General features: G+C 55.7%; 16 protein-coding genes and 1 pseudogene. 9 read left to right on the plus strand and 8 right to left on the minus strand.

What is annotated here, in order from left to right; all coding sequences use genetic code 11:
• Window positions 1–137 precede the first annotated feature (137 nt).
• Window positions 138–3,847 (plus strand): annotated as a pseudogene (locus FCN45_RS20140) (FAD-dependent oxidoreductase).
• A 419-nt stretch (window positions 3,848–4,266) separates the two neighbouring features.
• On the opposite strand, the gene FCN45_RS20145 reads toward FCN45_RS20140, so the two are convergent.
• The 4 genes from FCN45_RS20145 to FCN45_RS20160 are packed head-to-tail and all read right to left on the minus strand — an operon-like array spanning window position 4,267 to window position 9,157.
• Window positions 4,267–6,552 (minus strand): molybdopterin-dependent oxidoreductase, encoded by a 2,286-nt coding sequence (locus FCN45_RS20145; RefSeq protein WP_137387005.1) that lies wholly within the window; start codon window positions 6,550–6,552, stop codon window positions 4,267–4,269.
• Window positions 6,553–6,586: 34 nt separating this feature from the next.
• Complete coding sequence (locus FCN45_RS20150) at window positions 6,587–7,348, minus strand: amino acid ABC transporter ATP-binding protein (RefSeq protein WP_137387006.1); 762 nt, start codon at window positions 7,346–7,348, stop codon at window positions 6,587–6,589.
• The gene (locus tag FCN45_RS20155; protein ID WP_137387007.1) at window positions 7,341–8,264 is read right to left on the minus strand and encodes an amino acid ABC transporter permease; all 924 of its coding nucleotides are present in this window, start codon (window positions 8,262–8,264) and stop codon (window positions 7,341–7,343) included. Before FCN45_RS20155 ends, FCN45_RS20150 begins: the two co-directional genes overlap by 8 nt.
• Window positions 8,261–9,157, minus strand: coding sequence for an ABC transporter substrate-binding protein (locus tag FCN45_RS20160; protein ID WP_110867191.1), 897 nt, complete (start codon window positions 9,155–9,157; stop codon window positions 8,261–8,263). The genes FCN45_RS20155 and FCN45_RS20160 overlap by 4 nt, the downstream gene beginning before the upstream one ends.
• 659 nt (window positions 9,158–9,816) lie before the next feature.
• On the opposite strand from FCN45_RS20160, the gene FCN45_RS20165 reads away from it, so the two are divergent.
• Entirely contained in the window at window positions 9,817–11,988 is a 2,172-nt protein-coding gene (locus FCN45_RS20165; RefSeq protein ID WP_210421294.1) for a TonB-dependent siderophore receptor, read from the plus strand.
• Between the two features lie 39 nt (window positions 11,989–12,027).
• On the opposite strand, the gene FCN45_RS20170 is transcribed toward FCN45_RS20165, so the two are convergent.
• Window positions 12,028–12,942 (minus strand): alpha/beta fold hydrolase, encoded by a 915-nt coding sequence (locus tag FCN45_RS20170; protein ID WP_137387009.1) that lies wholly within the window; start codon window positions 12,940–12,942, stop codon window positions 12,028–12,030.
• A gap of 169 nt (window positions 12,943–13,111) precedes the next feature.
• On the opposite strand from FCN45_RS20170, the gene FCN45_RS20175 reads away from it, so the two are divergent.
• Window positions 13,112–14,029 carry a DMT family transporter gene (locus tag FCN45_RS20175; RefSeq protein ID WP_137387010.1) on the plus strand — a complete coding sequence of 306 codons (918 nt, stop codon included), beginning with the start codon at window positions 13,112–13,114 and terminating at the stop codon, window positions 14,027–14,029.
• Between the two features lie 2 nt (window positions 14,030–14,031).
• On the opposite strand, the gene FCN45_RS20180 is transcribed toward FCN45_RS20175, so the two are convergent.
• The gene (locus FCN45_RS20180; protein WP_110867186.1) at window positions 14,032–14,919 is read right to left on the minus strand and encodes a MurR/RpiR family transcriptional regulator; all 888 of its coding nucleotides are present in this window, start codon (window positions 14,917–14,919) and stop codon (window positions 14,032–14,034) included.
• A 196-nt stretch (window positions 14,920–15,115) separates the two neighbouring features.
• On the opposite strand from FCN45_RS20180, the gene FCN45_RS20185 reads away from it, so the two are divergent.
• From FCN45_RS20185 to FCN45_RS20200, 4 genes are all read left to right on the plus strand, one after another.
• Window positions 15,116–17,245, plus strand: coding sequence for a TonB-dependent siderophore receptor (locus tag FCN45_RS20185; protein ID WP_137387011.1), 2,130 nt, complete (start codon window positions 15,116–15,118; stop codon window positions 17,243–17,245).
• A 40-nt stretch (window positions 17,246–17,285) separates the two neighbouring features.
• A complete protein-coding gene (locus tag FCN45_RS20190; RefSeq protein ID WP_137387429.1) occupies window positions 17,286–18,395 on the plus strand; it encodes an ABC transporter substrate-binding protein in 1,110 nt (369 codons plus the stop codon).
• 116 nt (window positions 18,396–18,511) lie between these two features.
• A complete protein-coding gene (locus tag FCN45_RS20195) occupies window positions 18,512–18,664 on the plus strand; it encodes a general stress protein (RefSeq protein WP_101761338.1) in 153 nt (50 codons plus the stop codon).
• 248 nt (window positions 18,665–18,912) lie between these two features.
• On the plus strand, window positions 18,913–19,809 hold the full coding sequence (locus FCN45_RS20200) for an SDR family oxidoreductase (RefSeq protein ID WP_101761337.1): 897 nt from the start codon (window positions 18,913–18,915) through the stop codon (window positions 19,807–19,809).
• 35 nt (window positions 19,810–19,844) lie between these two features.
• Here the strand turns inward: FCN45_RS20200 and FCN45_RS20205 are convergent, their stop codons facing one another.
• Window positions 19,845–20,750, minus strand: a complete 906-nt coding sequence (locus tag FCN45_RS20205; RefSeq protein WP_137387012.1) for a LysR family transcriptional regulator — start codon at window positions 20,748–20,750, stop codon at window positions 19,845–19,847.
• A gap of 147 nt (window positions 20,751–20,897) precedes the next feature.
• On the opposite strand from FCN45_RS20205, the gene FCN45_RS20210 reads away from it, so the two are divergent.
• Window positions 20,898–21,644 carry an SDR family NAD(P)-dependent oxidoreductase gene (locus FCN45_RS20210; protein ID WP_137387013.1) on the plus strand — a complete coding sequence of 249 codons (747 nt, stop codon included), beginning with the start codon at window positions 20,898–20,900 and terminating at the stop codon, window positions 21,642–21,644.
• Between the two features lie 583 nt (window positions 21,645–22,227).
• On the opposite strand, the gene FCN45_RS20215 is transcribed toward FCN45_RS20210, so the two are convergent.
• Window positions 22,228–23,400: an ROK family protein gene (locus tag FCN45_RS20215; protein ID WP_137387014.1), complete on the minus strand. Its 1,173-nt coding sequence runs from the start codon at window positions 23,398–23,400 to the stop codon at window positions 22,228–22,230.
• A gap of 152 nt (window positions 23,401–23,552) precedes the next feature.
• Between FCN45_RS20215 and FCN45_RS20220 the strand changes: the two genes are divergently transcribed.
• Entirely contained in the window at window positions 23,553–24,872 is a 1,320-nt protein-coding gene (locus FCN45_RS20220) for an MFS transporter (protein WP_137387015.1), read from the plus strand.
• Window positions 24,873–24,876: the final 4 nt, after the last annotated feature.

The following is a 24,876-nucleotide window of genomic DNA, read 5'->3' on the forward strand; positions in this document are numbered from 1 at the left end:
CGCTAAGCCAAAGCGTGGTTATAATTTGAATTAGGTTCAACAGTCGATTTCCCTGGTTGCCTTAAATGGCGCCCCTATAACACGATTAACTTCTTTTATTTATTGCTATTTCCTGAATGTTATTCCGGGGGAACATCATGTCGCCATTTTCCAGCTTTTGGCAAGCCGGTTATGAGGGAGCGGATCATATCAATCCCTTCGGCGAACGGCTTTCAATGAATGCGTTGACCGACCATTTATCGCAATACCATAACGATTACGCCGCGCTGCAGCAGTTTGGCATTACCTCCGCCCGCGAAAGTATTGGCTGGCGACTGGCGGAGATGGAACCGCAAACCACGCTCGAAAGTTTAAAAAAACGCATGAATTCGGCGCGCTCCTTTGGCGTGCAAATTAACTGGACCTTTTGCCATTACGGCTGGCCGGATGACTTAACCTTATTTTCCAGCGAATTTGTGCCGCGCTTCGCCGCTTTTTGTCAGCGCATGGCGGGCTTCCTCGCGGAATATTATGAAGACGCACCCATTTATTCGCCGATGAATGAAATCTCGTTTTTGGCGTGGGGAATTTCTGTCGGCCTGTTTGGTAATAATGCCCATACCGATCCCGATGAGATTAAACGTCAATTGATTCGCGCCACGCTGGCGGGTTGCGCCGCCATTCGCCTTGCAGATCCGCGTGCGCGTTTCCTGCACTGCGACCCGATTATTCACGTGGTGCCGGATGAAGACAGCGATGCATGTCGGCAGCGCACCCGGGATATCAACGCTTCGCAATATCAGGCGTGGGACATGATCGTCGGTTTGCGCGAGCCGGAACTCGGCGGCAAACCGCACTATCTCGATGTGGTTGGCGCCAATTATTACCACAGCAATCAGTGGCTCACCGGGTCGGGTTGCCTGCTGGAGTGGCATCTGGGCGATGCGCGCCGCGTGCCGCTGCATCCGCTGCTGGCGCAGTTAACTGAGCGTTACCAGCGGCCCATTTTGCTGGCGGAAACCAGCCACGTCGGCAGCGGACGCGCCGCCTGGATTTCACAAGTAATCGCAGATGTCGCGCAGGCACAGCTGAACGGCTGTGATATCCGCGGCATCTGTCTTTATCCGATTATCGATCGCCCACTTTGGGAAGATCTCGAACACTGGCCACGCAGCGGATTGTGGGATGTCGATCCCCACAAAAAGCGTCTGCTGAACCCGGTTTATGCCGCGTCATTACAGCAATCACAACGATTATTAGCCCGTTTTCAGGGTCTTATCACCGCGGCCAGCAGGCCAGAGGAAAGCGTCATGAAACAATCCGTATTAGTGGTATTCAGTCATTTGCGTTGGGGATTTGTCTTTCAACGTCCACAGCATCTGTTGTCGCGCCTCGCCCAGTTCCACCGCATTGTGTTTATTGAAGAGCCGATTTATCAGCCCGGTGAAGCCGCGTTACGCCAATATCAGCCGCCCCAAACGTGACGGTGATCGAACCGCATACCGATGTGGCCGCGCCTGGCTTTCACGATAGCCAAATCGCCGTGCTGCAACCGCTGCTGGCTGAACTGCTTGCTGACGATGAAACGCCGCTGGTGTGGTTTTATACGCCGATGGCGCTGCCGCTGCTGGCCTGCTTTACACCGAGCGCGATTATCTATGACTGCATGGATGAACTCTCCGCCTTTAACCAGGCGCCGCGCCAGCTTCAGCAGCGTGAATCGGCGCTGTTGAGCCGCGCCGATTTGGTGTTCACCGGCGGCACCAGCCTGTATGAAGCGAAGAAACATCGCCATCCGCAGGTTTTCTGCTGCCCAAGCAGCGTCGATGCGGGACATTTCGAACAGGCGCTGGACCGCACTAACAGTCATCCGCTGCAGGAAAACCTGCCAAAACCGCGCCTCGGCTATTACGGCGTAATTGATGAACGCCTCGATTTGACGCTGATTGCCGCACTGGCCGATGCGCATCCCGACTGGCAGATCGTGATGGTCGGTCCGGTGGTGAAAATTGATGCCGCCAGCCTGCCCCAGCGCAGCAATCTGCACTGGTTCGGCCAGCAACCGTACGCCGCCTTGCCGCACTTTCTCGCCGGCTGGGATCTTTGCCTGATGCCGTTCGCGCTCAATGCTTCGACGCGCTTTATCAGTCCTACCAAAGTGCTGGAGTACATGGCAGCGCAGCTGCCGATTGTCAGCACCGCGATTGCCGATGTGGCGCGACACTATGCCGACGTGGTGAGCATCGCCGACTCACATCAGAACTTTATTCGGGCCTGTGAAGCGGCGCTCAGCATGCCGGTGGAAACCCGCTATCAGTTGGCGAAAAACATGGCGGCACGCGTAGCGGAAACCTCGTGGGATCGCACTGTCGATGAGATGCAGGCGCATATCGTGGCGCTGACCCAACGTCAGATTTCCCATCCCGAAATAGCCGCCGCCCCTCCGCCCGCGCTGGCGCACAATACCGTTGCGTGCTTGATTTTGGGGGCCGGGCCAACGGGGTTGAGCGCCGGTTATCACTACGGTGCGGGCGCAGTGGTGCTGGAGAAAAATGCCACCGTGGGCGGCTGGTGCCGTTCGGTCGAGGATCAGGGATTCACCTTCGATCACGCCGGCCACATTATGTTCTCCAACGATCCTTACGTGTTGCGCCTGTACGATATCCTGTTAGGCGACAATCAGCACTGGCAAACGCGTGAAGCCTGGGTTTACAGCCATGATGTTTACACCCGCTATCCGTTCCAGTCGGCGCTGCATGGTTTGCCTGCCGAAGTGATTGGCGAGTGTGTGTTAGGCGCGATTGAAGCGCGCTATGCGTCGCCTCCCGCTTTACAGGCGGTGGCCACCGAGGCGCGGCGTGATTGCTGCGCCGATGGCGCCATCCCGGATGGTGAAAGCCTGGTTTGTCAGCCGGAGAGCGAAGATTTCGAAAGCTTTATTTTCCGTACCTGGGGCAAAGGCATCGCCCGCCATTTCGCCCTGCCGTATAACCAGAAACTGTGGAAAACCCCGCTGGTGAATATGGAAACCTCATGGCTCGGCGGACGCGTGCCGCTGCCCGATTTGGAGCAGATCATCTCCGGCGCGCTGGCGCCGCTGGATAAGCCGGTCGGCCCCAATGCGCGCTTTGGCTATCCGCTGCGCGGCGGTTTTCAGGCGCTGATGGAGGGATTTCTGCCACATCTGGACTGCACGCTGGAGATGGAAGCGGGCGTCAGCGAAATTCAGCCGTTGCAACGGCGCGTGCTGTTAAGTGATGGCCGACAGTTTCATTATGACCAGATGATCAGCACCTTGCCGCTGCCAGAACTGGTGCGATTGATGGGCAGCTTTGCACCAGAAGCGGTGCAGAAAGCGGCGAAGCAACTGCGTCATATCTCGGTGCGCTGCGTCAATCTGGGCATTGGCCGCGCCAATATCAGCGACAAACACTGGATTTACTATCCCGGCAACACGCTGTTCCATCGCATCTTTTTACAGGGCAACGCCAGCCCGCACTGCAATCCAGAAGGCGGTTTTGGCCTGACCTGCGAAATGACCTATCGCGACGATCAGCCGCTTCCTTGCGAAGGCGATGCGTTGATTGAACGCTGCATTGCGGATTGTATTCGGGTCGGCATCATCAATGCCGATGATGAGATCGTTACCGCCAGCGAAGTGGATATGCCGTACGCTTATGTGGTTTATGACCATCAACGTACCGCCAACGTCACGCTGATTCGCAGCTGGCTGGCAACGCAAGGCATCCATCTTTCCGGGCGCTACAGCGAATGGGAATATTACAACTCGGACCACGCGTTCCTTGCCGGTAAACGTGCAGCGGAAACGGTGAAAGATTTGACCCATAACCGGAAAACCACGGCTTAACCAAAGGTGCGCACCAAATCCCGCCTAAACCGTAAGGTCGCCATGAATGGAGTTAAGCAAGCATTTTGCTTTTAATCTGGTGCGGGCACTGACACATCTGCTGCGTCACGGGCCGTCCTCGCGCCGCTTACGCGGTACCTTCGGCTTTCACGTTGTGCCGACGGATCGTTCGAGGATCGGCCGTCCTGGCCGCCCCGAACTGCCTCACGCATCCCTGCGTGAGGCTCCTGGCCCAACGTAAAAGCCTCAGCGCTGCGGATAGCCCTTTTGCCGCAGCAGACGCGCCAGCGCCTCTGGCAAATGAGCCCTGTTTAGCAGCACTCACTGAAGCTCCGGCCTGCGCACTCGTCGTTGGCTAAACTGACTAGCATTACGCTATTCGTGGCGACCTTTTTGCATTTCCCCGCCGAAAATCATTATCAACCCGGCGGAATAAACGCCTGAACCGGCGTCACTTCGCCGCGATATTTCCGCACCTGCACCACGGTGATTTGTCCACTGCAACCTTGTGCCAATGAAGACGTGCCGATATCCAGCGTCAACACATTGGGATTACCGTGACGGCACAGCGGACGCAGCGCGGTAGGATCGACCGGATCATACCAGGCGCCGGTCGGCAACTGCACCACGCCGCGCATGATGGTTTCGGTGAGACGCGCACTGGCGAGCACGTGGCCGCGCGCGTTGTAGAGCTCGATAATATCGCCATCATTAATGTCTGACGCCGCCGCATCCGCCGGATGCAAACTGCACACTTCGCGGCCATGGCGTTTGCCGCTCAGGCTGTAATCACCAAAATCGAGCTGGCTGTGCAAACGCGTCGCCGGCTGATTGGCGATCAACCAAAACGGATGATCGGGATTCGGTTTTTGCTGCGGTTCACGCCACACCGGATGTCCCGGACAGTTTTCGTAGTTAAAGCTGGCGATGGTGGCAGAGAAAATTTCAATTTTCCCGCTCGGCGTCGGCAGCGGCGACGCTTCCGGGTCGGCGCGGAACGCGTTGATCATACGGCCGCCGTCTTTCAGCTGCGGCAACTCCAGCACGCCTTGTTGCCAAAACTTCTCGAAGTCGGGGATCTCAACCTGATGCGCCGCCAGCTTTTGCTGCAGCTGGGCGTAATGATGCTGCAACCAGCCGCGCGTATCGCGCCCTTCGGTGAAGGCCTCTTCGCGGCCTAAACGGCGCGCCAGCTCGGTGAAAATCGCGTAATCATCTTTGGCTTCACCGAACGGCTGCGCCACCGGTTGCATGGCAAACAAGTGGCGATCGGTGGGTGCGCCGCCAATGTCTTCGCGCTCCAGCGTCATGGTGGCTGGCAAAACGATATCGGCATGGCGCGCGCTGGCGGTCCAGGCGATCTCATGCACGATCAGCGTATCCAGCTGACAAAAAGCCTGACGCAAGCGCGCGAGATCCTGATGATGATGGAACGGATTGCCGCCGGCCCAATATGCCAGACGGATGTGCGGATAGGTTAAACGGCGGCCATTGTAATCAAACGGCTTGCCGGGATTGAGCAGCATATCGGAGATACGCGCCACCGGAATCAGACGATCGATACCGTTTTTACCCTGCGGTAGCGCCGGAAAACTCACCAGATTGTGATGCTTACCGTAATGGCCCAGCGCACCCAGCGCATAGGTGTAGCCGCCGCCCGGCAAGCCCGGCTGACCAAGTGCGGCCGCCAGCACCAATCCCAGCCACACCGGCTGTTCGCCGTTTTCGGCGCGCTGCAAGGCATGCGCCACCGTCACCAGCACGCGTTTGCCGTGCAGCTGGCGAGCAAAATCGCTGATGAACGCAGCACTCACGCCGCAAATTTCTGCTGCCCACGCCGCATCGCGCGGCGTGCCATCCTCTTCGCCACGAATGTAGGCCGCCATTTCTGGCCAGCCCACGGTGTAGCGCGCGAGGAAAGCCTCATCGGTCAGCTGTTCAGCGATCAATACCGATAACACGCCGAGGATGAAGGCCGCGTCAGTGCCCGGACGCAGCGCCAGCCATTCGCCCTGCGCTTCTTCAGGGAGATCGCTTTGCAGCGGGCTGACCGAGATAAAGCGAGTGCCGCGCTGAGCCGCCTGCTGCATAAAGCCGCGCTCGGTGTGTTCGCTCAAACCGCCGCTGGCGACCTGCGAGTTTTTCAGCGCCAAACCGCCAAATGCCACCACGATTTCGCTGTGCTGGGCGATCTCTTCCCAACTGACGCCGCGACGGGCAATTTCATTCATGTCGCCGACGATATGCGGCAGCAACACCGACGCGGAGCCGGAACTGTAGCTGTTGACTGAACGCACGTAGCCGCCGAGCGTGGTGTTGAGGAAGCGATGCACCTGACTTTGCGCGTGATGGAAGCGGCCGGCGCTTGACCAGCCGTAAGAGCCGCCGAAGATGCCTTCCGGGCCGTACTTATCGCCGACGCGTTGCAGTTCGCGCGTGACCAGCGCGTAAGCTTCATCCCAGCTCACCGCGACGTACTCATCGTTGCCACGACGATCGTCCGCGCCCGGGCCGTTCTCCAGCCAGCCACGGCGCACCATCGGACGGGATACGCGCGCCGGATGGTTTAACGCAGTGCGGAAGTTTTGCAGCAGCGGGCTGGGATCGGGATCGCCCTTGAACGGTTCGATGGTGAGCCGATCGCCCTGTTGCTGGGCATGAAAAGCGCCCCAATGGGCGCTGTGCATTACCGGTTTTTGCGTCATCACTGTTCCTGGCATCAAAAAAGAAAAACGGTGCCTAAAGCACCGTTGCAATAAAGTTTCTTACGCGCCCGTTTTCCGGGTCGTCGAGCACTTGCTGGGTTGGCCCCGCCGCCACGATTTTGCCGCTTTCCATAAACACAATGTTGTCAGCAACCTCGCGCGCAAAACCAATCTCATGCGTCACCACCACCATGGTAATGCCGGAGTGCGCCAGCTGCTTGATCACCTGCAGCACTTCGCCAACCAGTTCGGGATCGAGCGCTGAAGTGGGTTCATCAAACAGCATTACGCCGGGATCCATCGCCAGCGCGCGGGCAATCGCCACACGCTGCTGCTGTCCTCCGGAGAGATTCTGCGGCCACTCATCTTCGCGGCCAGACAAACCCACTTGCTTCAGCAGCGACAGCGCTTTGCTGGTCGCCTGCTGACGACTCTGCTTCTTGACGCGCATCGGCGCATCGACGATGTTTTGCAACACGGTACGGTGCGGGAACAGGTTGAATTGCTGGAACACCATGCCGATTTCGGCACGCTGACGCGCAACTTCACCGCTGCTTAACTCGTGCAGCGCCTGGCCTTTCTGCTTATAGCCGATGATCTCGCCGCCGATGCGAATGGTGCCGCCATCCAGTTTTTCCAGGTGGTTTATGCAGCGCAGCAGCGTGGATTTCCCCGAACCCGACGGCCCAAGGATCACCGTGACTGAACCGGCCGGAATATCCAGATTCACTTCATCCAGAATGGTGACGCCAGAGAAGCGCTTAGTGACTTTACGTAAGGCGATCGCTTCACCCATTGCTGACGCTCCTTTCTGCTTTTGGCGCTGAGAAGCCCGGCAGCGATTTCAACAGGCTGCGTTTTTCCCGGCGCGAAACGCCACGGCCAAAATAGCGTTCCACATAGAACTGACCCACCGACAGCACCGAAGTCATCAGCAGATACCACAAGGTAGCCACCAGCAGCAGCGGAATCACTTCATAGGTGCGCTGGTAAATAATCTGCGCCGAGAACAGCACGTCCTGCAGCGAGATCACTGAGACCACCGCCGTGGTTTTCAGCTGACCAATGATTTCGTTGCCGGCGGGCGGCATGATGGCGCGCATCGCCTGCGGCAGCACGGTGTGACGGAAAATCTGCGAAGGGCGATAGCCGAGCGCACGCGCGGCTTCCAGCTGGCCGTTGCCGACGCTTTGGATACCCGCACGCACAATTTCGGCGGCATAGGCAGATTGGTGCATCACCAGCGCGATCACTGCCGCGCTGAATGGGCTCACCAGCGCGTTCGATTGCGTGCTCCAGACTTCGCCGAGGCCCGGAATCGATAGGGCGATGGTGGGATAAAGCGCCGCGATGTTGTACCACAGGAACAGTTGCACCAACATCGGTACACCACGGAAGAACCAGGTGTAGAACCAGCTCACGCCCACCAGCACCGGATTGGAGGAGAGGCGCATCAGCGCCAGCACCGTACCGAAGGCAAAACCCAGCACCACAGAGATCGCGGTGAGCTGCAACGTCATTAATACGCCTTGCAGGATCGATTCGCCGGTAAAGTTCTCCGCAATCACGCTCCATTCGAAGCGTGGATTGTTAATCATCGAGTTCGCCATCGCCACCACGCACAACAACACGACCAGCGCACTCAGCCAGCGTCCGTAGTAATGTTTGCCGACGATTTTCAAATCGCCGGTGTGGTCGTGAATGTCACTCATTGAAAGATTTCCTGATTGCGTTTGGCTTGTTTAACAGCACCAAAGCCGATGCCCCAGTTGTCGAGGATCTTGTTGTAGCTGCCATCTTTGATCAGCGAGTTAAGCGCGGCCTGTACGGCGGGCTCCAGCGCGGAATCTTTCGGGAAAGCGACGGAGACTGGCGCATCGTGTACGGTGATTTCGCCGCTCATGGTCAGCGGTTTAATCACTTTCACCTGCCACAGCAAACCTTCATACGGGCCGAGGAACATTGGCACGCGACCGCTTACCACCGCCTGCACGCCAGCTGGACGATCCGGGAAGACGGAGACTTTAATTGGCTTTTTACCCGCCGCTTCACAGGCTTTGCTGGCGTCTTCAAGGCGCGTAACCTGGGTGGTACCGGAACCGGCGCCCACTTCTTTACCACAGACATCGGCCAGCTCTTTGAATGGTGCGATGTTGGCATCTTTACGCGAGATAATGCCGAGGCGGCTGGCATCGTAATAACCCACGAAGTCGATGATTTTGGCACGCGCTGGCGTGGCGTTAATATTGGAGAGCGCCACATCGTAACGACCGGTTTTCAGGCCTGGAATGATGTTGTCGAAACCGCCGGTGTCGCGCCACTGAACCTGGATTCCCAGACGCTCGCCCACGGCATTCATGATATCGATTTCACGGCCGGCCAGCGTTTTGTTGTCTTCTTTATAGAAGGTGGTTGGCGGCGTGTTGGGGTTGGTTCCGGCTACAATGTAGCCACGTTTCACCACATCCGCAGGCAGCAGGCTTTTCAGCGCAGGATCGGCCTGCACGTGGATTGAGCTGTCAGTTGGGACGTTTTCATCGGCGGCGAACGCGGTGTGTGCACTCAGCGCGAGCGCAAGAAGAGTCATGCCTTTGGCGAATTTCACTGGAACCTTTCTCCTGATTTATAAAAAGTTTCCCCACAGGGAAAAGGCGTTGAGGTAGCGATGGTTTTGTCTCCTGACTCACCTCGCGCGAGCGGCGTGCGGTGAGTGGAATTGTCATCCTCATATACCCTAAATAATTCCAGCTGCAACAAGGCGGCAAGTGTGTGAATCCCCGGGAGCTTACTTAAGTAAGTGACTGGGGTGAACACGCGAAGCCAACGCAGTTGCGGCTGAAATTATGACGGGTATTTACGTCCCGATTAGCATTCTCTGGAAGATAGATAACAATCACAAATGCGAAAAAAACATATCTATTGCCGAAATATGGCAATAGCCGCTAGCACGGTTGCAAGGCGGGATTTCCGCCCCAGATTTGGCACGTAACACTCAGCAGAATTCAGAATTTGCTAGTGAATCAGTAGCCTGCCTATCCAGTATTCATCGACACATTTCTTCTTACTCATAACGGTTTCTTCTAAGCAAATGAGAAATTCCCCTCTCCGCAACTCATACCCCGCAACCGAACAACCTTTGTAAAGGTTTGTATTGTCAGGCATGTTGCCGTCTCACTGAATAGACAATGAGAAACGTTATCATTATCATGCGCATTTACTTACAATTGTTAACGTAACAGGGAGAAAACTTAAGTGAATGTAACCATGCGTGGCAAAAAGCGTCCAATTGCGCTTTTTTTAGCGGGAATGCTAACGTCGCCTGCCTTTGCAGCTGAAACCACCGAAAAGCTGGCTGACGATGAATCAATGATCGTCACCGCCGAGCAGGAGCTCAAACAGCAACCGGGCGTGTCCACCATCACCGCTGAAGACATCAAAAAAAATCCCCCTGTTAACGATCTCTCCGACATCATTCGCAAAATGCCCGGCGTAAACCTTACCGGCAACGGCGCCAGCGGCAGCCGCGGCAATAACCGTCAAATCGATATCCGTGGCATGGGCCCGGAAAACACCCTGGTGATGATCGATGGCGTGCCGGTTTCCTCTCGTAACTCGGTGCGCTACAGCTGGCGCGGCGAGCGTGATTCACGCGGTGATACCAACTGGGTGCCAGCTGAAATGGTTGAGCGCATTGAAGTGATTCGAGGCCCGGCCGCTGCTCGATACGGTTCTGGCGCGGCGGGCGGCGTGGTGAACATCATTACCAAGCGTCCCACCAACGACTGGCACGGCTCGCTGTCGCTCTATACCAGCCAGCCGGAAAATAGCAAAGAAGGCGATACCCGACGCGCTAACTTCAATCTCAGCGGCCCGCTGGCCGGTGATGCGTTGACCATGCGCCTGTACGGCAACCTCAACCGCACCGATGCCGATGCGTTCGATATCAACACCGCAGAAAACGGTTCATACGCGGCGGGCCGTGAAGGCGTGCGCAACAAAGACATCAATACCGTGCTGTCGTGGAAAATCACGCCGCTGCAAATCATCGACTTCTCCTGGGGCTACAGCCGTCAGGGCAATATTTACGCCGGTGACACGCAGAACAGTAACAGCAACGCCAGCACCGACGGTTTAGTAGAGTCGCTGTATGGTGATGAAACTAACCGCATGTATCGCCAGAGCTACGGCATCGCGCACAACGGTATCTGGGATTGGGGAACCTCGAAGCTCAATTTCAACTACGAGAAAACCAATAACACCCGCCTGCAGGAAGGCACTGCCGGGCGTACTGAAGGAATGATCAACAGCGATACGTACGCCACCAGCCGCCTGGAAAGCTATCGCGCGGGCGGAGAGATCAACTTCCCGCTGCAGCTGCTGGTCGATCAAACCGTGACGCTGGGCGCGGAGTGGAACCGCGACGAGCTGAACGATCCAGCATCAATGCTTGCGGCCAGCGCGAGCGGCGTGAATTTGCCAGGCAGTTCGGGCGATCCATCGCAGCGCAGCAGTAAGAACAGCGCCACCATCAGTTCACTGTTCTTTGAAGACAACATTGCCGCCACCGATAGCACCGAAGTGATTCCGGGCCTGCGCTTTGATTATCACGATCAGTTTGGCGCCAACTGGAGCCCAAGCCTGAACCTCTCACAAGGTCTGGGCGACTTTTTCACCCTGAAGGCCGGTATCGCACGGGTGTTTAAAGCGCCAAACCTGTATCAATCAACGCCGGGTTATCTGCTCTCCACGCGCGGCAACGGCTGCCCGATTGGGCTCAGCCAATGTTATCTGCTGGGGAACAACGATCTTGATGCAGAAACCAGCGTCAACAAAGAGATTGGAATGGAGTTCAGCAACCAGGGCTACGTTGCGGGCATCACCTGGTTCCGCAATGACTATAAGAACAAGATTGTGTCGGGCACCGAGCCGGTTTATTCCAGCACTCGCCCGGTTTATAACGTGCTGCGCTGGGAAAACGGCGGCAAAGCGATTGTGGAAGGACTGGAAGGAAATCTGACTATTCCTTTGATCGCCGATACGCTGGAATGGCGCTCCAACGCCACCTACATGTTCCGCTCCGAGAGCAAGAAAACCGGCAATCCGCTGTCGGTGATCCCGGAATTCACCATCAACTCGCAGCTGGAGTGGCAGGCGACGCAGGATCTCAGCGCCAACATCAACTGGACGCAGTATGGCCGCCAGAAACCGCGTCAGAATGTTGAGACCAATATCGATACCTCGAGCATGACGACCCAGGAAATCAGCCCGTATTCGGTGTTTGGTTTGAACGTCAATTACGACATCAGCAAAAACCTGCGCGCCAATGCCGGTATCAATAACCTGTTTGATAAACGCATTTACCGCGAAAATTCGGGTGCATCAACCTATAACGAACCGGGCCGCGCCTATTATGCCGGTGTGACGATGTCGTTTTGATTGAGCGGTTTTTAGTCGCCAGACATGGCGACCTGACGTTTAATTAAAAAACTCACCCAACGCCTCTGCCAGCGCCTGCGGTTGCTCATCCGGAATGAAGTGACCGCAGTGCGCGATCTTAATTCCCGTCACATCCGCAGCGAATTCACGCAATGGCAATGCCATATCCGGAATCGAACCCTGATCGGCGCTGATCGCCAGTAACGGCAACGCTAATTTGCCGCGCTCTTTCAGCAACGCACGGTTTTGCGCCGCCGAAACCGTCACTTCACGATAAGTCGCCATTCCGGCGCGTATCGCGCCCTTCTGCTGTAACAAACGAGTATATTCCGCCATATCCTCATCGCCAAACACCATCGGACTGGCCGCTTTGCGTTTCAGGAACCATTCGAGATAGATCGCTTCGCGCCCTTCTATCAGCGCCTCCGGCAAATCCGGTAAGAGATGAAACGCGAAGTGCCAGGTTTTCCACGCTTTATCCGGCGTCGCGGGCAGCGATTCTGGCAACGTCACGCCAGGAATACCGGCATCAAGCAGCGCCAGTTTCTTCACCGGATCGCTAAACAGCGTGGCATACGGCCAGGCAACCCACGCGCCTACGTCGTGCGCGGCGAGGTAATAGCTTTCATGACCCAATTGCTGCATCAAGCCCTGTACATTCTGCGCCAGCGATGTGGTGTCGTAGCCGCTGAGCGGTTTATCCGAGTCGCCCTGACCGGGTAAATCCGGCGCGATGATGAAATAGCGATCGCCCAGCAGCGCCATCACCTGGCGCCAGGCGAACCAGCTTTGTGGAAATCCCGCCAGCAGCAGCAACGTTTCTCCATTTGCATTGCCGCCGCTGACGTAGTGCAAACGCACGCCGTCGACCGTGGCGTAATGATGGGAAAATCCGTCTAACGCGTTGAATGGCTGCGTCCAGCCCTGTGCGTGTTTGATAACTGATGCTGACATTTTCGCTCTCCGCATATTTAGGAAATGATCAATTCCTAAATACTACCTGATGATTGCGCTACCTGGGAATATTTCTGCAAAGCGGTAATCAGTCGCCGTTAATAGCGGCCCGACGGAGCGGGTTATTTGCTATTCTGTGCGCGACTCTTTCTTAACAATTGTGAAACTTATGCGAACATCGGATTTGTTGCGGCTGCTGCTTTTAGCGGGGATTTGGGGTGCCAGTTTTCTGTTTATGCGCATTGCGGTACCGGCGCTGGGCGCGGTGAACACCGCGTTTTTACGCGTATTTTGCGGCATGTTGGGTTTATTGATCATTATGGCGGTGATGCACATTCCACGCCGCTTTGAGGGCAAATTAGGTTGGGCGATGCTGCTGGGCGTTATCAACTCAGCGATTCCGTTCCTGATGTATTGTCTGGCGGCGCGCGTGCTACCGGCGGGCTATTCCGCGATTCTTAACGCCACCACACCGTTGATGGGCGTAATCATTGGTGCGGCGTTTTTCGATGAAAAACTGACGATCACCAAAGTTCTCGGCATGATCGCCGGATTCAGCGGCATCATTGTCATCAGCACCACCGGCGAAGCGCATCTGAGCAGCACTTTAATCGGGGGGATTTTGGCTTGCCTGGTTGCCACCGCCTGTTATGGATTTGCCGGTTTCCTGACTAAGCGCTGGATTGGTGCACGCGGCGGACTGGATGCCACCAAAGTGGCTTTTGGCAGCCAACTGGGTGCATCGCTGTTTTTACTGCCGGTCTTTGCCTTTAGTGCTCCGCAAACGCCCGCCAGCAGCTGGCAGATCCCGGAAGTGTGGGCTTCTATTTTGGCGATTGGGTTTATCTGTACCGCGCTAGCCTACATTATTTATTTCCGTCTGCTGGCCGATATTGGCCCGCTGCGCACGCTGACCGTCACCTTTATGATTCCGCCGTTTGGGATTTTATGGGGCTGGTTAGTGTTGGGCGAGCAGATCAATCAGGGCTTTATCGGCGGTTCGTTGCTGATTGTCTGCGCGGTGTGGCTGGTGACCAGCAACGGCTTTGGCAAACGCGCCGTTGTAAACAGCAGCGCCAGCAAATAGCGTTACTTTTTGCCGGATGGCTTCAGCGATCGATTGAGATCCTGAATACGCTTCATGGTTTTTACCGTACGCGATGAGGTCGCGGAAGCCACCGACAATATCAACATCTCCAGACACACCAACACCGTTCCGTGCAGCGGCATGCGACCATTCTCGCCACCGCGCGGCACGTTAATAATGACATCCGCCTGTTTAGCGAAAGCCGAATCAAGCGCATTAGTGAGCAAAATCACCGGCATGCCGAGACGCTTCGCCTCTTTCAGCGCGGTCATGCCTTCACGGTGCGCCGACTTCTGCGCCATCATAATCAGCACATCACCGCGTTGCAGCCCAATCAGCTGTTCCGCCAGCGCAATCCCAGAGCGATTGAGCGTTACCGCCGGAATACCAATGCGCGTGAACAGACGCGCGCTGTAATCCGCCAAAATCCCGGAGGCATTTATGCCAAATAGCGCCACCTGACGCGCGTCAATCAAGTGCGTTACCGCTTTGGCGACGGCTTCACGATTGTGCGGTTCAGACAGCGCATCGCAGGCATGTTTATGGCCGCTCAACACAAAATCGATGCCGGAATTGATATCGCACGACAGTTCGCTGACGGTGGCGCTCATCTTCTCTTCAGAGTTCATCGCCGGTCCAAACCAGGCGTTTAACGTGGTTTTTAAATCGCGCAAACCGGCAAAACCTAATGCCTGCACCGCGCGCACCACCGTCGCATCCGAGGTGTTAGTGGCCCTGGCAATTTCCAGCGCCGTGGCATCCAATACCACCTCGCGATGGTCGTGGATGTAACGCGCTACCGCTTGCAGACCGGATGATAATGTCGGTGCGCGCAACCGATAGCGTTCACCCAGCACATCCACACGACTTTTAATGCTATTTCGACTCATCTGCTGATTGCTCTTTAAAGTGTGAGAGTTTTACTGAAGGTTTGTAGTGAATTACCCACTTACTACTTAGAATTAAGATGTAAGCCAATGAATTTATAATAATAAAAATGTAACAGCTTCGTAATCATTTCCATTTACTACTACATTACAACATGGTTGAATGATTCTCAATTGCATTGCACCAGGTTGATAAAGAATGAATAACAACAAGCCGTCGGCTTTTAAATCTCAACGCCATCCCGCCATTCTGGCTGCGATTTACGGCGTCAGCATTTGGGGTTCCACCAGCAGTTTTGCCGCCGAGGAGAGCAACACGCTCACCGTTTCGGCGCAGGAAGATAGCGCACAAGGTTACAATGTCACTAATAGCGCGATCGGCGGTAAAACCTCTACGCCGCGCATTAACCAGGCGCAGTCGGTCAGCGTGGTTACGCAGCAGCAGCTGGAGGATTATCAGGCGTCGAGTCTTGCCGACGCGATGCGTTTTGTCAGCGGCGTTACGGAAGGCAATACGCTGGCAGGCACCGAAGATGGCTTCGTGCGTCGCGGCTTTGGCAGCAATTCGGATGGATCGATTTATCGCGATGGCGTGCGCAGCAGCCAGGGTTTGAACTTTGATGCCACCACTGAGCGCGTTGAAGTGTTGAAAGGCTCCGCATCGCTGCTGTACGGCATCCAGAATCCGGGTGGCGTAATCAATGTGATAAGCAAAAAGCCGCAGTATGAGTGGCACAACAAAGTCAGCGGCCGAACCTCCAGTGAAGGCGGTGGCGCGGGCACGGTGGATGTCACCGGACCGCTTGGCAACGGCTTCGCCTTCCGCCTGATTGCGGAGAAACAGAATCAGGATTACTGGCGCAATTTCGGCAGCGAAAAGCACACGCTGATCGCGCCCTCGCTGCAGTGGTTTGGCGAGCAAGCCAGCTTCCTGATTAGCTATTCAGATTATCAGTACGACATTCCTTACGATCGCGGCACCGCATTCATCAACGGTAAGCCGCTGGATATGGGCTACAAAGATCGTCTGGATGACAAAGCCAACCATGCATGGGGTCACAACAAAACCCTCAACGCCCATTATGACTGGCAGTTTAATGATGACTGGAGCACGCGCGTCACGCTCGGCTGGAACCAGCGTCAATACGATAATAATGAAGTGCGCGTCACGGCGGTCAATGCTAACACTGGCGTGGTGACGCGTCGTGCCGATGCCAATCGCGGTTTTAACCATAAAACCAAATACGTTTCGTGGGACGTGATCGGCTCACAGCAAGTGTTAGAGATGACGCACGATCTGGTGCTGGGCACCGATTACGAGATGATCCAAACCTATCGCGCGCATCAGTATCAGGGCAAAGCCAACACCGGTTTCAACTTCACCGATCCGCAGTACGATATTCTGTCGCCTGTTACCAACAGCAGCACCGAAAACAGCGCCAATGCCAATAACCTCAACCGCACGCACAGCCGTTCAATCTATGCCAAAGACAGCATCAGCCTGACGGAAAACTGGATTGCGGTGCTGGGCGGACGCTATCAGCATTACGAGCAACGCGCCTCGAAAGGTTTTGATCCGGTGGTGCAAACGCTGGACAGCGAAGGCAACAAATTCCTGCCGCAGGCCGGTTTGATCTACAAAGTGACGCCGGACGTTTCGCTCTACACCAGCGTGAGTAAATCCTTCACACCATCGACCGATGTTGATGATGATGGCAACGTCGGTAAACCGGAACAGGGCACCACATGGGAAGTCGGCAGCAAGTGGCAGATTTCACCGAAGCTGTTCGCCAGCGTCGCGCTGTATCGCATCAACGAGCGCGATATGTCGCTAAGCATTAACGGCACCACTCGCGCCATCAATAAAGCGCGATCCAGCGGCGCGGAATTTGAGTTAAATGGCGAAGTGCTGCCGGGCTGGGATCTCAGCGCCAACTACAGCTACGACAAAGCCGAGATCGTGGATGACGGTGTTAACGCGGCTAATAACGGCAATCGCCTGCAGAATGCGCCGCGCCACGCAGGCGCGCTCTATCTGAACCATAATCTGGCGATCTCCGGCATTCCGGGCAATTTCCGCGTAGGCGGCGGTGCGCGCTATGTGGGAACGCGCGCCGGCGATCCGGAAAACAGCTTTACCCTGCCCGATTATGTGGTAGCGGACAGCTTTGTCGCCTGGAACAATCAGCTGTTTGGCGAGAAAACCCAGCTGAAGCTCAATCTGAATAACCTGTTCAACAAACACTATTACACCTCCAGCGGCGGCAATCTGCGCGTGCGTGAAGGAGAAACCCGCAATCTGATGCTCGAGGCCAGCGTTGAATTCTGATTCGATATTTGTACGACGTGCGCCAGGCTTGTCCGGCCCGATGTTGGTGGTGCTGGCCTGTTTTTTGCTGGTGCTCAGCAGCGTGGCCTGGGCAAAAACCATCACCGATATCGACGGCAATCGCGTTGAGATCCCCGATCGTCCGCAGCGTATCGTGCTGGGTGAAAGCCGCATGCTGTATACGCTGGCGTTACTGGAGCCCGGCGATCCGTTTCAGCACATTGTGGCGTGGCCGCAGGATCTGAAGAAGTACGACAGCCAAACCTGGAACAGTTTTGCCCGTCACTTTCCCCAGATGCTGAAAATCCCGTCGCTGGGTGCCGGCGGGCCAAACGCCATCAATCCCGAGCAGATTCTGGCGCTGAAACCGGACGTGGTGATTTTGCCGAGTCTGGCACGCTACGATGATGCCGACCTGCGCCTTGTCGCCATGCTGAAAGCGGCGCACATTCCGGTGGTGAAGATCGATCTGCGCGTGCATCTGCTGAAAAACACCCGCCGCAGCGTGGAGATATTTGGCGAAGTGCTGAATCAGCAGGCGCGGGCAGAAGCGTTTAATCGTTTCTACCAGCAGCATATGCAGGTGATTCATGATCGCTTAGCCAGCTATCAGGGCGCGAAACCGTCGGTGCTGCTGCAACTGCATCTTGGACGCCGTAACGAATGTTGCGTGACGGCGATCAACGGCAGCCTCGGCGAATTACTCAACGCAGCGGGCGGCGACAATATCGCCAACAAAACGCAGCACGGCGTGTTTGGTCGCCTGAGTGAAGAGAGCGTGATTGCCGCTCAGCCGCAGTACTATTTTGCTACCGGCTTTGGCGATAACGCCTCGCAGGGCTTACTGAAATTAGGGCCAGACGTGGCACCCGAAACCGTGCTCAGCAGTTTCAGACAGCTCACCGCGCAGCAAAACGGTTTACGCGAATTATCAGCATTGAAAAATGGTCACTCGGCGGTGATCTGGATGAATTTCTACCTCAGTCCGTGGCACATTGCGGCGACAGAATTTATGGCTAAAACACTCTATCCACAGCTGTTTGCGGACCTGGAACCCGAAAAGACCCTGCAGCAGATTTTTCGTGATTTCTTACCGATTCCCTATAGCGGCACTTATTTTATTAACGTCCCGCCAGCGAGCAATAAATAATCACTTCCGCTCCGCTTGTGATTAATCCGAACCTCGCTAATCTTAAATTGCAGCACGGGCATGGCGTTGAAGCCCTTATTTCCGCCATGCAACAACAACTCACGAGAGGATGTTTTATGGCTGAGCATAGAGGCGGTTCCGGTAATTTTGCTGACGATAAAAAGAAAGCATCAGAAGCCGGTAAAAAAGGCGGAGAAAAAAGCGGTGGTAGTTTCAAAGATGACCCCGCTAAAGCATCAGAAGCAGGTAAGAAAGGCGGCAAGAAGTAGCCAACCATGTTTTAAATAGCACATAGCACCTTGGAAATCCGCCAGGGCACGGACGCCCTAAGCATTATCCCCTTCTGCAGTCGCACCTCGATAAATATTGTTAATTACCTCACGTTACTGCTGCCCTTTTTAACCCCCTTTCGTTTACCGTTTCGTCTCAATAAATCTGATTGCTCACTTTCTAACGTGACAAACATCACATTTATGCCAGGCTTAGTTTATTCACCTCATGCGACAAGGAGATATATATGACATCGCAAACTACAAATAAAACCCTTATTACTGAAACGTATCCGGTTCCGCCATTTAAAAAGCAGACGCAACCGATGCCGGGTTTGGCGAGCAAAATGGATCCCCGTCCCGATCATGGTGAAACCAGCTATCGTGGTACCGGTAAATTGACCGGTCGTAAAGCGCTCATCACCGGTGGTGATTCCGGTATTGGCCGCGCCGTGGCAATTGCTTATGCCCGCGAAGGTGCGGATGTCGCCATCAACTTCCTGCCGGAAGAAGAGGCTGATGCGGCAGAAGTGGTAAAACTGATTGAAGCCGAAGGCCGCAAAGCGGTGGCGATTCCGGGTGATATTCGTTCGGAAGAGTTCTGTCAGAAGCTGGTGGATCAGGCTGCTGAGCAGCTAGGCGGATTGGATATTCTGGTGAATAACGCCGGACGTCAGCAGTTTAATGAATCCATCCTGACACTCTCTACTGAAGATTTTGACGCCACCTTTAAGACCAACGTCTATGCGATGTTCTGGATCACCAAAGCGGCGCTGAAATATCTGCCAGCTGGATCGTCCATCATCAATACCTCGTCGGTGCAGGCGTATCAGCCAAGCGCGATCCTGCTGGATTATGCGCAGACCAAAGCGTCGATTGTCGCGTTTACCAAAGCGCTTGCGAAACAGCTGGGTGAAAAGCAGATTCGCGTCAACGCGGTTGCGCCTGGCCCATACTGGACCGCGCTGCAGGTGAGCGGCGGACAACCGCAAGAGAAAGTGGAGAAGTTCGGTGAATCCGCACCGCTGGGTCGTCCGGGACAACCGGCTGAAATCGCCCCGCTGTACGTCACTTTTGCCGATGTGAAAAACAGCTTCACCTCCGGCCAGGTGTGGTGCTCTGATGGCGGCACTGGCACGCTGTAATCATCTTTGGGGTCGCCATTCGTGGCGATCCCGCTCTACCCGTTCAATCGCTCAGGAAACACGTCCCTCAGCCATCCGATAAATACCCGTAATCGCTGCGTAAGATGACGATTCTGCGGATAAACCACATGAAACGGATAATTCCCCGGACGCCACGCCGCCAGAATCTCAACCAATTTCCCTGCCTGTAAATCTGCTGCCGCTGCATAGCGGAAGGTCTGAATAATCCCTAAACCCGCAACCGCTGCCGCCAAATGCGCGTTACTTTCATTGACGCCAATCCGATGCTCACTCTTAATCTCAAGCTGCTCTTCGCCCTGAGTAAAACGAAACGGAAACGCTCTGCCGCTCTGCGGTGACAAATAGCTCACCATGCGATGACCATTTTTCAGCTCCTGCGGATAAGCCGGTACGCCATAGGTTTTCAGATAGCCCGGCGCGGCGCAGGTAATCATCTCCGCATCCCCCAAATGACGCGCCACCAGCGACGAATCGCTAAGCGGACCGCCGCGAATCACGCAATCGACGTTACCGCTGATCAAATCCACCGCGCGATCCGCAACGCCAAGATCGATACGAATGTCCGGATAGCGGGCAATGAAATCGGGCAGCGCCGGAATCAACACATCGCGCGCGGTTGAGCCGCCAATATCAATACGCAGATAGCCGCCAGGTTTGGCGCTTTCCGCATTAAACGAGTGATCGATATCTTCCAAATCGCGCACGATGCGCAGCGCTTTTTCATAGTAATCGCGCCCTTCCGGCGTCACCGCAACGCGCCGCGTGGTGCGTTGCAGCAAGCGAACGCCGAGATGGGCTTCCAGTTCCTGCACCAGTTTGCTCAGCGTGGCATTCGGCATATCGAGCGAATCCGCCGCACGCGTAAAGTTGCCCGCTTCGACGACGCGCGCAAAGGCCTTTATCGCCAATAACTGATCCATACTGTTTTCCGCCGCCTTTAATTATCCACACATAGAAATAGTCATTTCGATTTTACACCATTTATCAGCAAACGCCGTTAAGATAGATTGCTTCTCATGCACTGCAACGCAGTCATCAAAACCTCATCACACATTGGAGAAGCAAACATGAACGCACTCAACGGTAAAATCGCATTGGTAACCGGCGGCACAACTGGCATTGGCCTGGCTTCCGCGCAGGAGTTGGCGGCACAAGGCGCTCGGGTGTTTATCACCGGTCGTCGTCAGGCGGAGCTTGATGCGGCAGTCGCCAGCATCGGTGCCAGCGCCAGCGGTATTCGCGCTGATGCTGCGGTGCTAAGCGACCTCGACAACGTTTACGCAGAGATCGCCAAACAAGCAGGCCGCCTTGATATCCTGTTCGCCAACGCCGGTGGCGGCGACATGCTGCCGCTTGGCGCCATCACCGAAGAGCATTTTGACCGTATCTTTGGCACCAACGTGCGCGGCGTGCTGTTTACCGTGCAGAAGGCGTTGCCACTACTGAGTGACAATGCCTCGGTGATCCTCACCTCGTCCACCACATCGGTTCAGGGTACTGCCGGATTCAGCGTTTACAGCGCCAGTAAAGCCGCGGTGCGCAACTTTGCCCGCTCATGGGCGCTGGATGTGAAAGATCGCGGTATTCGCGTTAACGTTGTGAGTCCCGGCCCGGTGCGCACGCCAGGTTTGGGTGGTTTGGTGCCGGAAGATCAGCAGCAAGGATTGTTTGATGCGCTGGCGGCGCAGGTGCCGTTAGGTCGTCTTGGCGAACCTGGCGAAATTGGCAAAGTGGTGGCGTTTTTAGCGTCCGATGCGTCCAGCTTTATTAACGCCGCTGAGCTGTTCGTCGATGGCGGTATGGCGCAGGTCTGAAAGCTATTTTGTAGGTCGCCATTTATGGCGTAATGCTTGTCAGTTAAGCCAACGAGGAGTGCGCAGGCCGGGGACACTTTTGGTCCGGCGGTCCTCACGCCGCTAGCGCGGTACCTTCACTCCGCTCGTCTGCCTGACGGACCGGCGGAGACGGAACCTCCTTGTTCCGGCTCCGCCTTTCGCCCGCGTCCTGCGGGCTCTCCTGGCTTCCTCGCTACGTTCAGCGCTGCGGATTGCCTGCCCAAAAGTGCCCCCGGCCTGCTCATCAACTTCAGTGCATATTGTTAAAAGGGCTCATTCGCTTCAGGCGCTGGCGCGACTGCTGCGGCAAAAGGGCTATCCGCAGCGCTGAGGCTTTTACGTTGTGCCAGGAGCCTCACGCATGGATGCGTGAGGCAGTTCGGGGCCGGCCAGGACGGCCGATCCCCGAACGATCCGTCGGCACAACGTGGAAGCCGAAGGTACCGCGTAAGCGGCGCGAGGACGGCCCGTGACGCAGCAGATGTGTCAGAGCCCGCTACATGTTCAAAGCAACATGGTTTCTTAACTGACTAGCATTACGCCATTTATGGCGACCACGCTCTCAAGCCGCACTGGGTTCCGCCTCCACATACAAATAACCAATCCCCAGCACCTGCCGCGACCGATCCAGCTGACCAAAATGCACATTGGTGCCTTTGCTTTTCAACGCATCACGCGGATCGAAGGGATTAAAATCGATCTGTCGCACAATGGTCTGCAACCAACTGTCACCAAAGGTACAGCTGCGACCATATAACCAAATCTGATTAATATTCAGCGTGTTGAGAAAATTATATAAGCTCATACCAATCGCTTCGGCGGCGCGCTGTGCCCACGCTACAATCCAGGGTTCGCCCGCTTGCCACGCTTGCAATAACTGCGTGCTGCTGGGCTGCGGCGCTTCGGGATCGCGCTGATGAGCCGCCTGTTTTAAGGTGCTGAGTGAGGCCACCGTTTCCAGACACCCCTGACGCCCGCAACTGCAGCGCTGGCCGTTAGGCTCAATGATGGTGTGGCCGATTTGGCCGCTGCCGTACAAATTGCCGCGAAAAATCTCACCGTTGATCACAAATGATGAGCCGATGCCGTAATCCACATTGATGACGCAGAATTCGCTGAGTGCATTGCGATTTAACCACTTCTCAGCCAGCGCCAGCATCACGCAGTCGTTATCCACACGCACTTCCACGCCGAGCTTCTCCTCCAGCAGAAATTTCAACTGCAACGGCGTTTTCCACGCGGCCTGCGGCATATGCTGTGACACACCGGTGACCGGATCAACCTGACCATGCACTGCCAGCGCCAGATTAATGCGTCGCTTCGGCCACTGTTTGCAGGTTTTCCGCCACACCGCCTCAATCTCACTGAGCAATGCTTCCGGCGTTTCCGCTTTGATAGCGACTTGCTCAAATTCTCCCTGCGCTACCAGCTGCGCATCGGCCAGTTGCCGTTCAATGCTGCTCGGTTTGACGCATAAACACAGCGTCCAGGCACCGTTGGATGGCAGCTGAAAACTGCCGTTGCTGTTACCGCGTGCGCTCATCAGCGCCTCAGAGTGTTGCAGTTTTCCTTCATCCAGCAGCGCCTGCAAAATTTTGCTGGTGGCTGGAATGGTTAAGCCGCTGAGGTGTGCCAATTGAGATTTACTGAGTTGCTTATGCCGCCACATCAGCGACATAAACAGCGCCTTATTATGTTTTCGCACCTGCAAATTGTTCAAACCCACCGGCTTCATTTTGTCTCCATCACACCCCATCCGACCCGTTTACTAAACAGAGTTTACTGTCTTTTGTGATGGTTTCGCCATCCTCTTTACTACCGTTGCCTTAAAGTTCGTGCTCATCCTAATAACAAAAAAATATCCTCACCTCTCAAGAGACATTGAACATGACAACATTACCTGCAAACCATCCGTGGCTGATCCGCCTCGGTATTCCACCCGCGCTGGCCTGGGGCTACGTCGCTGTATTGCTGTTTATGATTGGCGATGGCGTGGAGTCGAACTATCTCGCGCCTTATCTGCATGAAAATGGTTTCTCACTCAATATCGCGGCGGCGGTGATCGCCTTCTACGGCGTCACCGCTACGCTCGGTTCGTGGCTGGCCGGTTCACTCTCCACACTCATTGGCCCGCGCAAAGTGATGCTGGCAGGCGGTGTGATCTGGATTGTGTTTGAAGTGTTGTTCCTCGCCATCGCCTTGCCTTCCCATAGCGTGGCCTTGCTGGCGTTAACCTACGGTCTGCGCGGCGTCGCCTACCCCATGTTTGCCTATGCGTTTCTGGTGTGGATTCAGGCCGCCGCACCCGCCGATATGCGCGGTTCAGCAACCGGTTGGTTCTGGCTGGCGTTTACCGGCGGCTTGCCCACGCTGGGATCGCTGGTGGCGATCTTCTCAATACAGTTGATTGGTGAATATGCCACGTTCTGGTTGTCGCTTGGGCTGGTCGCGTTGGGATTGCTGGTGATGGTGATCGCGCTGAAAGAACGCAGCGGCTATCAGTCGTTGCTCGATGAGCAACACCGTCAGCAGAGCGTTGCGCGTACGCTGATGGGCGGCATCGATATTTTGTGGCGTGAACCGCGCATCGCCGCAGCTGCCGTGGTTCGTATCATCAACACCACGCCTTACTTCGGCTTCTTTATTTTCCTGCCAGGCTTTTTCACCGAGCAGATTGGATTTACGCAAACCGAATACCTCAGCCTGATCACCATCATGGGTTTAGTCGGCATGAGTTTTAATCCCATTGTCGGCAAGCTCAGCGATCGCATCGGCTGGCGCAAAGTGCTGACGGTATTTGGTGGACTCGGCTCCGGCATCTCAATGTTGCTGATGTATTTTGTGCCGCAATGGAGCCACGGCAGCTTTGTCCTCAGCGTCATCTGCGCGTGTTTATATGGCATCACCTTGTGCGGCTATGTTCCCGCTGCCGCGCTGTTCTCTTCCCTGTGCCAGCCAAAAGATAAAGGTAACGCGATGGCGATTTACTGCTTTGCTGCCGGGCTTTCCACTTTCTTTGGCCCCGCGCTCTATGGCGCCTTCAACGCACTGTTTGGCACCTCGGGCGTGGTGTGGGGTTACGCCGCTTTGTACTTGATCAGCGCTCTGGTTTCCTGGTGCTTCCTGCTCAGCCCGCTGGATCCCGGCGAGCAGCATAATCCCGAGGCGCAGCGCCTGCGTCGTTTAGATTCTGTCGCTTCAGAGTAAAGAG

It is taken from the genome of Pantoea sp. SO10 (genome assembly GCF_005281435.1).
GTDB classification, from domain to species: domain Bacteria; phylum Pseudomonadota; class Gammaproteobacteria; order Enterobacterales; family Enterobacteriaceae; genus Pantoea; species Pantoea leporis.

Bases quoted from the DNA above. Each gene is read 5' to 3' on its own strand.
- FCN45_RS20190 (WP_137387429.1), top strand. From the start codon at position 17,286: ATGTTGGTGGTGCTGGCCTGTTTTTTGCTGGTGCTCAGCAGCGTGGCC.
- FCN45_RS20210 (WP_137387013.1), top strand. From the start codon at position 20,898: ATGAACGCACTCAACGGTAAAATCGCATTGGTAACCGGCGGCACAACT.
- FCN45_RS20165 (WP_210421294.1), top strand. From the start codon at position 9,817: ATGCGTGGCAAAAAGCGTCCAATTGCGCTTTTTTTAGCGGGAATGCTA.
- FCN45_RS20175 (WP_137387010.1), top strand. From the start codon at position 13,112: ATGCGAACATCGGATTTGTTGCGGCTGCTGCTTTTAGCGGGGATTTGG.
- FCN45_RS20185 (WP_137387011.1), top strand. From the start codon at position 15,116: ATGAATAACAACAAGCCGTCGGCTTTTAAATCTCAACGCCATCCCGCC.
- FCN45_RS20220 (WP_137387015.1), top strand. From the start codon at position 23,553: ATGACAACATTACCTGCAAACCATCCGTGGCTGATCCGCCTCGGTATT.
- FCN45_RS20195 (WP_101761338.1), top strand. From the start codon at position 18,512: ATGGCTGAGCATAGAGGCGGTTCCGGTAATTTTGCTGACGATAAAAAG.
- FCN45_RS20170 (WP_137387009.1), bottom strand. From the start codon at position 12,942: ATGTCAGCATCAGTTATCAAACACGCACAGGGCTGGACGCAGCCATTC.
- FCN45_RS20155 (WP_137387007.1), bottom strand. From the start codon at position 8,264: ATGAGTGACATTCACGACCACACCGGCGATTTGAAAATCGTCGGCAAA.
- FCN45_RS20215 (WP_137387014.1), bottom strand. From the start codon at position 23,400: ATGAAGCCGGTGGGTTTGAACAATTTGCAGGTGCGAAAACATAATAAG.
- FCN45_RS20145 (WP_137387005.1), bottom strand. From the start codon at position 6,552: ATGACGCAAAAACCGGTAATGCACAGCGCCCATTGGGGCGCTTTTCAT.
- FCN45_RS20180 (WP_110867186.1), bottom strand. From the start codon at position 14,919: ATGAGTCGAAATAGCATTAAAAGTCGTGTGGATGTGCTGGGTGAACGC.
- FCN45_RS20205 (WP_137387012.1), bottom strand. From the start codon at position 20,750: ATGGATCAGTTATTGGCGATAAAGGCCTTTGCGCGCGTCGTCGAAGCG.
- FCN45_RS20200 (WP_101761337.1), top strand. From the start codon at position 18,913: ATGACATCGCAAACTACAAATAAAACCCTTATTACTGAAACGTATCCG.
- FCN45_RS20150 (WP_137387006.1), bottom strand. From the start codon at position 7,348: ATGGGTGAAGCGATCGCCTTACGTAAAGTCACTAAGCGCTTCTCTGGC.